At 74.9% G+C, this 10,881-nt stretch carries 12 protein-coding genes and 1 tRNA gene; 7 read left to right on the top strand and 6 right to left on the bottom strand.

All coding sequences use genetic code 11. The features are described from left to right. Window positions 1–176 precede the first annotated feature (176 nt). Together rpsT and ACJTNH_RS17020 are read right to left on the bottom strand one after the other, a co-directional pair. Window positions 177–437, bottom strand: coding sequence for a 30S ribosomal protein S20 (gene rpsT, locus ACJTNH_RS17025; protein WP_222193250.1), 261 nt, complete (start codon window positions 435–437; stop codon window positions 177–179). 121 nt (window positions 438–558) lie between these two features. Continuing rightward, complete coding sequence (locus ACJTNH_RS17020; RefSeq protein ID WP_458177755.1) at window positions 559–879, bottom strand: hypothetical protein; 321 nt, start codon at window positions 877–879, stop codon at window positions 559–561. A 128-nt stretch (window positions 880–1,007) separates the two neighbouring features. Here ACJTNH_RS17020 and ACJTNH_RS17015 point away from each other — a divergent pair, with 128 nt between their 5' ends. The 3 genes from ACJTNH_RS17015 to ACJTNH_RS17005 all read left to right on the top strand — a co-directional run bounded on the left by ACJTNH_RS17015 (window position 1,008) and on the right by ACJTNH_RS17005 (window position 4,069). Next, complete coding sequence (locus ACJTNH_RS17015; protein ID WP_458177753.1) at window positions 1,008–1,481, top strand: hypothetical protein; 474 nt, start codon at window positions 1,008–1,010, stop codon at window positions 1,479–1,481. A gap of 105 nt (window positions 1,482–1,586) precedes the next feature. After that, the gene (lepA, locus tag ACJTNH_RS17010; RefSeq protein WP_458177751.1) at window positions 1,587–3,416 is read left to right on the top strand and encodes a translation elongation factor 4; all 1,830 of its coding nucleotides are present in this window, start codon (window positions 1,587–1,589) and stop codon (window positions 3,414–3,416) included. A gap of 26 nt (window positions 3,417–3,442) precedes the next feature. Beyond that, window positions 3,443–4,069: an MOSC domain-containing protein gene (locus ACJTNH_RS17005; RefSeq protein WP_458177749.1), complete on the top strand. Its 627-nt coding sequence runs from the start codon at window positions 3,443–3,445 to the stop codon at window positions 4,067–4,069. Window positions 4,070–4,075: 6 nt separating this feature from the next. Here ACJTNH_RS17005 and ACJTNH_RS17000 read toward each other — a convergent pair whose 3' ends face one another. Further along, the gene (locus ACJTNH_RS17000) at window positions 4,076–5,086 is read right to left on the bottom strand and encodes a zinc-binding dehydrogenase (protein ID WP_458177747.1); all 1,011 of its coding nucleotides are present in this window, start codon (window positions 5,084–5,086) and stop codon (window positions 4,076–4,078) included. Between the two features lie 10 nt (window positions 5,087–5,096). Next, window positions 5,097–6,104, bottom strand: a complete 1,008-nt coding sequence (gene selD, locus ACJTNH_RS16995; RefSeq protein WP_458177745.1) for a selenide, water dikinase SelD — start codon at window positions 6,102–6,104, stop codon at window positions 5,097–5,099. A 57-nt stretch (window positions 6,105–6,161) separates the two neighbouring features. On the opposite strand from selD, the gene ACJTNH_RS16990 reads away from it, so the two are divergent. From ACJTNH_RS16990 to ACJTNH_RS16975, 4 genes are all read left to right on the top strand, one after another. Beyond that, window positions 6,162–6,257, top strand: a tRNA-OTHER gene (locus tag ACJTNH_RS16990). Between the two features lie 98 nt (window positions 6,258–6,355). Then, a complete protein-coding gene (selA, locus tag ACJTNH_RS16985; RefSeq protein ID WP_458177743.1) occupies window positions 6,356–7,666 on the top strand; it encodes an L-seryl-tRNA(Sec) selenium transferase in 1,311 nt (436 codons plus the stop codon). Continuing rightward, on the top strand, window positions 7,657–9,402 hold the full coding sequence (selB, locus tag ACJTNH_RS16980; RefSeq protein WP_458177741.1) for a selenocysteine-specific translation elongation factor: 1,746 nt from the start codon (window positions 7,657–7,659) through the stop codon (window positions 9,400–9,402). Before selA ends, selB begins: the two co-directional genes overlap by 10 nt. Window positions 9,403–9,450: 48 nt before the next feature. Beyond that, the gene (locus ACJTNH_RS16975) at window positions 9,451–9,825 is read left to right on the top strand and encodes a PH domain-containing protein (protein ID WP_458177739.1); all 375 of its coding nucleotides are present in this window, start codon (window positions 9,451–9,453) and stop codon (window positions 9,823–9,825) included. A 30-nt stretch (window positions 9,826–9,855) separates the two neighbouring features. Here the strand turns inward: ACJTNH_RS16975 and ACJTNH_RS16970 are convergent, their stop codons facing one another. Next, the gene (locus ACJTNH_RS16970; protein WP_458177737.1) at window positions 9,856–10,011 is read right to left on the bottom strand and encodes a hypothetical protein; all 156 of its coding nucleotides are present in this window, start codon (window positions 10,009–10,011) and stop codon (window positions 9,856–9,858) included. A 46-nt stretch (window positions 10,012–10,057) separates the two neighbouring features. Further along, window positions 10,058–10,843, bottom strand: coding sequence for an enoyl-CoA hydratase-related protein (locus ACJTNH_RS16965; protein WP_458177735.1), 786 nt, complete (start codon window positions 10,841–10,843; stop codon window positions 10,058–10,060). Window positions 10,844–10,881: the final 38 nt, after the last annotated feature.

Below are 10,881 nucleotides of genomic sequence, written 5' to 3'. Positions count from 1 at the left end.
GACGTGGGGCGCCCGGGGCGGCGCGGCCCGCGGCCCGCCCCCCCCCCCCCCCCCCCCCCCCCGCCCCCCCCCCCCCCCCCCCGCCCCCCCCCCCCCCCCCCCCCCCCCCCCGACCCCGGGAACGCGACGAGCCCCCTCCCGGCAGGGAGGGGGCTCGTCGCGGAGCGGGGCGCAGCTCAGAGGCTGGCGGCCTTCTTGGCCAGCGCCGACTTGCGGTTCGCGGCCTGGTTCTTGTGGATGACGCCCTTGCTGGCGGCCTTGTCCAGGGCCTTCGAGGCGGTCACGAGGGCGGCGGTCGCCGCCTCCTTGTCCCCGGCGTCGGCGGCCGTGCGGAAACGCCGCACCTGCGTCTTCAGGGCGGACTTGACCGCGACGTTGCGCTTGCGCGCGATCTCGTTGGTCTTGATCCGCTTGATCTGGGACTTGATGTTCGCCACGCGTGAGCCTCGGATATGTCGCAGGGAGGTGTACTTCTGACAGTGCGTCCGCGGCGCAGCACAGCGCACTGCGGACCGGCCTCACAAGATACCAGCTCGCCCGCGGCGACCCAACCTGCGATCACCCGCCCACCCGCCGCGCCGTCCAGGTAAGCGCGGCCTCGTGGAATCGCCGCTGGAAGGCCCGCAGCGTGGGGAGCCCCGGCGGTGCCGGCTGACGCATGCCGTACGCCCACATGCCGGTCGTCGCCGCCACCAGGTCGGTGACCACGGCCGGGTCGGCCGCCGCGACGAGCGGGGAGCGGTCGAGCAGCCGCTCCGGGTCCACCCAGCCCTGGGTGGCCGCGTCGAAGGCGAACAGCACGGTGTCCACCCAGGCCGCGCCGCGGGCCGCCCACGCCCAGTCCACGAAGGTCACGGTGCCGTCGGGGGCGAGCAGCATGTTGTCCGCCCAGAGTCGAAGGACCTCGTCCTCCCCACCACTCGCAAGCTCGCGGCGGGCCCCGGGACGAGGCCGAGAGCCAGTCCAGGTGGGCGGCCTCCCAGGGGTCCAGGTCGGCGGGTGGATCGGTGGCGAGCTCCGCCCAGGCCGACAGCGAACGGCCGAGGCGCTCGGCGACGGTGGGCAGCCCGGCGACCGGGCAGGGCGTGCTGGCCCGGGCCAGCACGGTGAGCCCGTCGACGACGGCCGCCGCGGTGCGCGGCGTCCACGGCAGCGACGGGGAGTCGGCGTCCACGGCGTCGAGGACCAGGGCGACCCACAGGTCGTCGCCGTCGGCCCACTCGAGGAACGCCCGGTGGCCGGGCGCGGGCACCGACGCCGGCAGCACCGCGGTCACCGCGGCCTCGGCGCGCACCAGGTCGGGGGTGTCCGGGTTCAGCGACGTCCCGACCGCCTTCACGAACGCCCGGCTGCCGTCCGCGCAGGTGACGACGGCGGCCGGGCCCGGGGAGAAGCCGCCGGCGCGGGGCGACACGGTCACGACCGGGGAGCCGAGCGCCGCGTCGATCGCCGTCCGCAACCCCGCCGGCAGCCGGTCGTAGGGGAGGCGGGGGCTGCCGGGGACGGTCACCGGGACACCGTCGGCGACGGTGTCCGTCCGGGCAATCGCTTCACCTGTGGCCCGGTCGTGGGACGATGGCGGCACTGTGACGACTCCCGCTGCCACCGATCCCGCCCGGATCCGGAACTTCTGCATCATCGCCCACATCGACCACGGCAAGTCGACGCTGGCCGACCGCATGCTCGAGGTCACCGGGATCATCGAGGCGCGGCAGATGCGCGCCCAGTACCTCGACCGGATGGACATCGAGCGCGAGCGCGGCATCACCATCAAGGCGCAGAACGTGCGCCTGCCCTGGACGGTCGGGGACGACGAGTTCGTCCTGGACATGATCGACACCCCGGGGCACGTCGACTTCACCTACGAGGTGTCCCGCTCGCTGGCCGCCTGCGAGGGCGCCGTGCTGCTGGTCGACGCCGCGCAGGGCATCGAGGCCCAGACGCTGGCCAACCTCTACCTGGCGATCGAGAACGACCTGACGATCATCCCGGTGCTCAACAAGATCGACCTGCCGGCCGCGCAGCCGGAGAAGTACGCCGCGGAGATCGCCGGGATCATCGGCTGCGACCCCTCGGACGTGCTCCGGGTCAGCGGCAAGACCGGTGAGGGCGTCGCCGAGCTGCTCGACGCCATCGTGGCCAAGATCCCCGCCCCGGTCGGCGAGGCCGACGCCCCGGCCCGCGCGATGATCTTCGACTCGGTCTACGACATCTACCGCGGCGTCATCACCTACGTCCGCGTCGTCGACGGCCGGATCAGCGGTCGCGACCGGATCAAGATGATGTCCACCGGTGCGGCCCACGAGCTGCTGGAGATCGGCGTCATCTCCCCGGAGCCCAAGCCGGTCGACGGGCTGGGCGTCGGCGAGGTCGGCTACTTCATCACCGGGGTGAAGGACGTCCGCCAGTCCCGCGTCGGTGACACCGTGACGCTGCAGCACAAGCCCGCCGAGGAGCCCATCGGCGGCTACAGCGACCCCAAGCCGATGGTCTACTCCGGCCTCTACCCGATCGACGGCAGCGAGTACCAGCTGCTGCGCGAGTCGCTGGACAAGCTGCTGCTCAACGACGCCGCCCTGGTCTACGAGCCGGAGACCTCCGCCGCGCTGGGCTTCGGGTTCCGGGTCGGCTTCCTGGGCCTGCTGCACCTGGAGATCGTCCGCGAGCGGCTGGAGCGCGAGGGCGGGCTGTCGCTCATCTCGACCGCGCCCAACGTCGTCTACCGGGTGGTGATGGAGGACAGGTCCGAGGTCACCGTGACCAACCCCAGCGACTGGCCGGCCGGCAAGATCGACAAGATCTTCGAGCCGGTCGTCAACGCCACGATCATCGCGCCCAGCGACTACACCGGCGCGATCATGGAGCTCTGCCAGAGCCGTCGCGGGTCGCTCACCGGCATGGACTACCTCTCCGAGACCCGGGTGGAGCTGCGCTACACGCTGCCGCTCGGCGAGATCATCTTCGACTTCTTCGACGCGCTGAAGTCACGCACCCGCGGCTACGCCTCGTTGGACTACGCCGAGGCCGGCGAGCAGGAGTCCGCGCTGGTCAAGGTGGACATCCTGCTGCAGGGCGAGGCCGTCGACGCGTTCTCCGCGATCGTGCACAAGGACAAGGCCTACAGCTACGGCGTCCTGATGGCCGGCAAGCTGCGCGAGCTCATCCCGCGCCAGCAGTTCGAGGTGCCGATCCAGGCCGCCGTCGGCTCTCGGGTGATCGCCCGCGAGACGGTGCGGGCGATCCGCAAGGACGTGCTGGCCAAGTGCTACGGCGGTGACATCACCCGCAAGCGCAAGCTGCTGGAGAAGCAGAAGGAGGGCAAGAAGCGGATGAAGATGGTCGGCCGCGTCGAGGTCCCCCAGGAGGCGTTCGTCGCCGCGCTCTCCACCGCCGAGCCGACCGCCACCAAGAAGTGACCACCGGGCGGGTCGAGGCGGTCTGCGTGAGCGGCAACGACCTGCTGCCGCTGCCCGACAAGCGCCCGAACCGCTCCGGCATCGACAAGAAGCCGGTGGCCGGGCGGGTCGCCGTCCACCCGCTGGGGCTGGACGGCGACGTCCAGGTCAACCGCAAGCACCACGGCGGGGAGGGGCAGGCGGTCTACGCCTACGCCCAGGCCGACGCCGACTGGTGGGCGGCCGAGCTCGACCGGGAGCTGCCGCCGGGCCGGTTCGGCGAGAACCTGCGCACCACCGGGCTCGACCTGCGCAACGCCGTCATCGGCGAGCAGTGGCAGGCCGGGACGGCGCGGTTCGAGGTGACCGCCTGGCGCACCCCGTGCGCCAACTTCGCCCGCTTCTGGGGCGTGCCCGACCTGGTGAAGCGCTTCGCCGCGCACGGCGCCACCGGCGCCTATCTGCGGGTGCTCGAGACCGGCGACGTGGGCGCCGGTGACGCGGTGGAAGTCCTCTCCCGCCCCGACCACGGCATCACCGTCGAGACCGCCTTCCGGATCGTGATGACCCAGAAGGCGCGGCTGCCCGAGCTGGCCCCGATCCTGCCGTTCCTCGCGGAGAAGGACCGGCCGGTGCTCGCCGCCAAGATCGAGCGGGCCGCCGCCCGGGCCTGACCGCTCTCAGAGCGTGAAGACGATCTTCCCGGCGGTGCGGCCCTCGAGCATCCGCTCGAAGCCCTCGCGGGCCCGGCTCAGCGGCAGCTCGACGTCGATCGCCGGTCGCACGCCGGTGATCCGGCACATCTGGATGAGGTCGTCGAGCTCGTCGCGGGTGCCCATCGTCGACCCGATCACCGACAGCTGGGTGAAGAACACCCGGTTCAGCTCGGCCCCGGGGTTGAAGCCCGAGGTCGCGCCGCAGGTGACGACGACGCCGCCGGGCTTGAGCGACTTGATGCTGTGGCTCCAGGTGGCCTCACCGACGGTCTCCATCACGCCGTCCACCCGCTCGGGCAGCCGGGCACCGGACTCGAACGCCTGGTCCGCGCCGAGCGCGAGCGCCGCCGTCCGCTTCTCCTCGCTGCGGCCGGTGACCCAGACCCGGTAGCCGGCCGTGCTGCCCAGCCTGATCAGCGCGGTCGCGACGCCACCGCTGGCGCCCTGCACCAGGATCGTCGACCCGGGGCGCAGGCCGGAGCGGACGAAGAGCATCCGGTAGGCGGTCAGCCAGGCGGTGGGCAGGCAGGCGGCCTCGGCGAAGGAGAGCTCGGCGGGCTTGGGCACGAGGTTGCGCCGGGGGACGGCGACCCGCTCGGCCAGCGTGCCCTGGTGCACCTCCGACAGCAGCGAGCGCTTGGGGTCCATCGTCTCGTCGCCGGTCCAGCCGGGGGAGGAGACGACCGCGTGCACGACCACCTCGTTGCCGTCCTCGTCCAGGCCGGCGGCGTCGCAGCCCAGGGTCATCGGCATCCGCTCGGCCGGCAGGCCCACACCGCGCAGGCTGAACAGGTCGTGGTGGTTGAGCGAGGCGGCCTTCACCTGCACCGTCGTCCAGCCCTCGGGCGTCTCCGGTTCGGGGCGGTCGCCCACCTCCAGCACGGAGAGCGGGTCCTTCGGGGCAGGGGTGGAGACGAAGGCAGCCAGCATGTCCGCAACGTAACCGAGCCGGCCGACGACAGCGACGTGGGTCACGCCGGGAGGCTCACCGGACGACGACGGCGTGCTCCTGCTGGGCGACGAACTCACCGATCACCGGAGCGCCGGGCACCTCACCGCCGAGCAGCAGCCCGCCCGAGGTCTGCGCATCGGCCAGCAGCAGCGCCTCGTCCTCGCTGACCGCGGACAGGTCGGCGTGCGGGCGCACCCAGTCCAGGTTGCGCCGGGTGCCGCCGGAGACCCAGCCGTCGGCCAGCGCCTGCCGCGAGCCGGCCAGGTACGGGACGGCCGCGGCGTCGACCACCGCGGTCACCCCGCTGGCCCGGGCCATCTTGTAGAGGTGGCCGAGCAGGCCGAAGCCGGTGACGTCGGTGCCCGCCCGGATCCCGGCGGCGACGGCGGCGACGGAGGCCTTCGCGTTGAGCGCGGTCATCGAGGCGACCGCCTCCGCGGACACCTCGCCGGTGTTCTTGTGCCGGCTGTTGAGCACGCCCACGCCCAGCGGCTTGGTCAGCGACAGCGGCGTCCCGGGGGTGGCGGCGTCGTTGCGGATCAGCCGGTCGAGGTCGACGAGGCCGGTGACCGCCATGCCGTACTTGGGCTCCGGGTCGTCGATGGAGTGGCCGCCGCCGACGTGGCAACCGGCCTCGTGCGCCACCTCCAGGCCGCCGCGCAGCACCTCGGCGGCCAGCTCGGCCGGCAGCACGTCCCGCGGCCAGCCCAGCAGGTTGACCGCCATCACCGGGGTGCCGCCCATGGCGTAGACGTCGGACAGCGCGTTGGCCGCGGCGATCCGGCCGAAGGTGTACGCGTCGTCGACGACGGGGGTGAAGAAGTCGGTGGTCAGCACCAGCCCCTGCCCGCCGGCGGTGCGCACCACCGCGGCGTCGTCTCCGTCGTCCAGGCCGACGACCAGCTCGGCGGCCGGATCGCGCGGGCCGGTGTGGGTCAGGCCGGCGACCACCGCCTCCAGCTCACCGGGCGGGATCTTGCAGGCGCAGCCGCCGCCGTGCGCGTACTGGGTGAGCCGGACGGGAGCGGTGCTGGTGGTCACGTCGGACCAATCTAGGTGCCCGGGCCGGTCGTGCGCCCCGTGCGTAGGCTCGGCGGTGGAGGCGTCAGGGTGTCTGGTGGCCCCCGCGGCCTCTAAAGCCGACGTGGTCGAGCATCTCGGCCAGGCGGGTTCGATTCCCGTCCGCCTCCGCCAGCTCCCCGGCCGGCCCGGTCTCCCCGACCTGGCCGGCCGGTCCGCGTCCGGGGCCGACCTAGGCTCGTCGGCGTGCCCGCCGACCTGAGCCCGCTGCCGTGACCGCGGACGTGCGCCGCGCCGTCCCCCGCACCGACGCGCTGCTGGCCGACCCGCAGCTGGCGACCGCCGTCCAGCGACTGGGGCGTGGCCTGGTCAAGGGCGTCGTCCAGTCGGTGCAGCAACGGGTCCGGGACGGCGAGGTCGGCCCGGACGACGTCGTTGCGACCGTGCTGCGCGAGCTGCCGGGCACCGCCAGCAGCCTGTCGCCGGTGCTCAACGCCACCGGGGTGCTGGTGCACACCAACCTCGGCCGGGCCCCGCTGTCGGCCGCCGCCGTCGACGCGGTGGTGGCGGCCAGCGGCACCACCGACGTCGAGCTCGACCTGGGCACCGGCCGCCGGGGTCCGCGCGGTGCCGGCGCGCTCGACGCGCTGCTGGCGGCCGTCCCTGCCGCCGAGGCCGCGATCGTGGTGAACAACTGCGCGGCGGCGCTCGCACTGGTGGCCACCGCGTTCGGCGGCGAGCTGGTCATCGCCCGCGGTGAGCTCGTGGAGATCGGCGACGGGTTCCGGATCCCCGAGCTGCTGGTCTCCACCGGCGCGCGGCTGCGCGAGGTCGGCACGACGAACCGGGCGGCGCTGGCCGACTACACCGCCGCGCTCGGCCCGGACACCGGCGCGGTGCTCAAGGTGCACCCGTCGAACTTCGTCGTCCGGGGGTTCACCCGGGCGGTGGAGGTCGCCGAGCTGGCCCCGGCGCTGGCCGGCACCGGCGTGCCGCTGGTGGCCGACGTGGGCAGCGGCCTGCTGCGCCCGCACCCGGCGCTGCCCGACGAGCCTGACCTGCAGACCACGCTGGCCGCCGGGGCCGACCTGGTGCTGTGCAGCGGCGACAAGCTGCTCGGCGGTCCGCAGGCCGGCATCGTGCTGGGCCGCGCCGACCTGGTGCAGCGCCTGCGCCGGCACCCGCTGTACCGCGCGCTGCGGGTGGACAAGACGACGCTGGCGGCGCTGGAGGCGACGCTGCGCGGCCCGGTGCCGCCGGTGCGCGCGATGCTGGACGCCGACCTGACCGGGCTGCAGGCCCGGGCCGCCGCGGTGGCCGACGCGCTGCAGGCCGCAGGCGTCGCGGCGGAGGCCGTGCCGGCCACGGCGCGGGTCGGCGGGGGAGGGGCGCCGGAGTTCGAGCTGCCCAGCGCGGCCGTGGCCCTGGACGCCCGGTTCGCCGAGCCGCTGCGGCGCGGCACCCAGCCGGTGGTCGGCTACCTGGAGAACGGCCGGACGCTGCTCGACCTGCGCAGCCTCGCCCCGGACGACGACGCCCGGCTGGTCGCCGCGGTGCGGGAGGTGTCCGACCGGTGGACGTGATCGCCACCGCCGGCCACGTCGACCACGGCAAGTCGACGCTGGTCAGGGCGCTGACCGGGATGGAGCCCGACCGCTGGGAGGAGGAGCGCCGGCGCGGGCTGACCATCGACCTGGGGTTCGCCTGGACGACGCTGCCCTCGGGCCGGCGGGTGGCTGTGGTCGACGTCCCCGGGCACGAGCGGTTCGTCGGCAACATGCTCGCCGGGGTGGGCTCGGTGCCCACCGCGCTGGTCGTGGTCGCCGCCGACGACGGCTGGTCGGCGCAGACCGAGGAGCACGTCGCGGTGCTGGACGCACTCGGGGTGCGCCACGGGCTGCTCGCGGTCACCAAGGCCGACCTCGCCGATGCAGACCCCGTGCTCGCCGACGCCGGCGAGCGGCTGGCCGGCACGTCGCTGGGCCGGGTGCCGGCGGTGGCGGTCAGCGCCCGGACCGGCGCCGGGCTGCCCGAGCTGTCGGTCGCGCTGGAGCAGGTGCTCGCCGGCCTCCCGGCGCCCGACCCGGCCGCGCCGGTGCGGCTGTGGGTCGACCGGGCGTTCACCATCCGCGGCGCCGGCACGGTGGTGACCGGCACGCTGGCCGCCGGGACGGTGCGGGCCGGTGACCGGCTGGACCTGGCCGGGCGGGCCGTCACCGTGCGCGGGCTGCAGTCGCTGGGCGAGCCGGTCGAGTCGGCGGCGGCGACCGCGCGGGTGGCGCTGAACCTGCGCGGCGTCGCGGTCGAGGAGCTCTCCCGCGGCGACGCGCTGCTCACTCCGGAGGCGTTCCGCCGCACGGCCGACCTCGACGTCACCCTGGTGCGGCCGGTGGAGGAGAAGCTGCCCGCCGAGCTGGTGGTGCACATCGGCTCGGCCACCGTGGCCGCCCGGGTCCGCCCGCTGGACGGCGCGGCGCTGCGCTTGCGGCTGGCCGCCGAACTGCCGCTGCGGGTCGGTGACCGGCTGCTGCTGCGCGACCCCGGTGCCCGCCGGGTGTTCGGGGCCGACGTGCGGGACGTCGACCCGCCGGAGCTGCGCCGTCGCGGCGCCGCCCGCACCCGGGCCGCCGAGCTGGCCGAGCAGCCCACCGGGGAGGGCGGCGCGCTCGCCGACCTGCGGCGGCGCCGCTTCGTGCGCCGCGCCGACTTCGTGGCGATGGGCTGGCCGGTGCCCGCCGGCACGACGGAGGTCGGCCCGTGGCTGATCGCCCCTGGGCTGGCCGACGAGCTGGCCGCCCGGGTGCCGCAGGTGGTGGCCCGCTACCGCCAGCTGCGCCCGCTGGAGCCCGGCCCGCCGACCGCGGTGCTGCGCTCGGCGCTGGAGCTGCCCGACGTCGAGCTGGTGCCTGCCCTGGTCCGGGAGCCGCTCGCCCTGCGCGACGGCCGGGTGGTCGCCGGGGCGGCCGCGCTGCCCCCGGAGGTGCAGCGCGCGGTCGACGGGATCCGCGCCCGGCTGGCGGCCGCGCCGTTCGCCGCGCCCGAGGCCGGTGACCTGGTGGCCGCCGGGCTGGGGCCGAGGGAGCTGGCGGCGGCGGTGCGCGACGAGCAGCTGCTGCGGATCGCCGAGGGCATCTACCTGGCGCCCGGCGTCGCCGAGCAGGCCCGCGCCCGGCTGGCCACGCTGCCGCAGCCGTTCACGCTGAGCGAGGCCCGCCGGGCCTGGGACACCACCCGCCGGGTCGCCGTCCCGCTGGCCGAGTGGCTGGACGCCCGCGGGGTCACCGTGCGCCAGCCGGACAACACCCGCCGCCTGCGCTGACCGGCGTGGGAGCCGGCCGCTGCACGGCCGGCTCCCTACGGTGACGCGGTGATCGACTTCTCGAACGGTTCCGTCTTCAAGCTCAGCCCCTGCAACCCACAGGACATCGCGCCGGCCGTCGCGCCGCTGCTGGTGCCCGGCGAGCAGTTCGCCGCCACCTTCAAGGGCGTGCGCGACTTCGTCGTCTTCACCGACAAGCGGCTGATCGCCGTCAACGTCCAGGGCATCACCGGCAAGAAGCGGGACTTCACCTCGCTCCCGTACAGCAAGGTGCAGGCCTTCTCCATCGAGACGGCGGGCACCTTCGACCTCGACGCCGAGCTCGACCTGTGGTTCAGCGGGCTGGGCAAGGTCCGGCTGGAGTTCAAGGGCAACGCCGACATCCGCCAGCTCGGTCAGATGATCGCCACGTACGTGCTCTGATCCTGGACGGCGGCCGGCCGCCCGGTCAGGTCAGCCGGAGCTGCCGCCGGCGATGATCCGCAGGGCGATCTCGGGTGGGGTCTCCACGACCCGGCGCGCGGACGCCTCCTCGGTCTCGACAGCGTCCTCCGGCCGCACCGGCTCGGGCAGCCGGCGGTACTGCGCGCGCGGGTCGTCCTCGGTCACCGCCTCATGGTGCCGCTGCCGGCGCCGCTCGGTAGGGGTCCCCGGGTCAGCTGCCGGTGGGCACCCAGCGGGCGGGCCGCTTCTCCCGAAAGGCGGCGATGCCCTCCTGGCCCTCCTCGCCGGCGAAGAACCGCGCCGACAGCTCCAGCAACGCCGGGAACTGGCCGGCCAGGTCGGTCCCCGAGCGCAGCAGCCGCTTGGTCTCGGCCAGCGCGGTCGGTGCCCCGGCGGCGAGTGCGGTGACCTGGGCGGCGACGGTGGCGTCGACCTCGTCGTCCGGCACCGCCAGGTCGACCAGCCCGCTCGCGGCGGCGGTCGCGGCGTCGAACACCTCGCCGGTGAGCATCAGCCGGTGCACGGCGTGCGGCAGCATCCGCGGCCGGCACACCGCGGAGATGACCGCCGGCACGACACCGATCCGCACCTCGCTGAACGCGAACGTCGCGCCCGCGCCGGCCACCACCACGTCGCAGGCCGCGGCCAGGCCGACCCCGCCGGCGCGCGCCGGGCCGCGGACGGCGGCGAGCACCGGCTTGGGCGCCTCCCAGATCAGCTGCAGCAGCTCGGGGAACTCGTTGACGCCCTGGTCGGCCGCCGAGCCGCCGGTGGCCTCGGCGAGGTCCATGCCGGAGCAGAACACCCGGCCGGTGTGGTCGAGCACCACCACCCGCACGGCGTCGTCGGCGAGCGCCTCGGTGAGGGCCGTACGGAGCTGGGCGCGCAGCGCGCGGGAGAGGGCGTTGCGGTTGGCGGGGGAGTCGAGGGTCAGCCGGGCCACGCCGGCGGACACGTCGACGGAGAGCACGCGGGCGTCATCGGTCGCGGAGGTCACGCCGCCATCCTGCCGGGAGCCGTCACACTGGGAGCAGC

It is taken from the genome of Modestobacter lacusdianchii (genome assembly GCF_054177765.1).
This window is presented reverse-complemented; position numbering and strand designations above follow the sequence as displayed.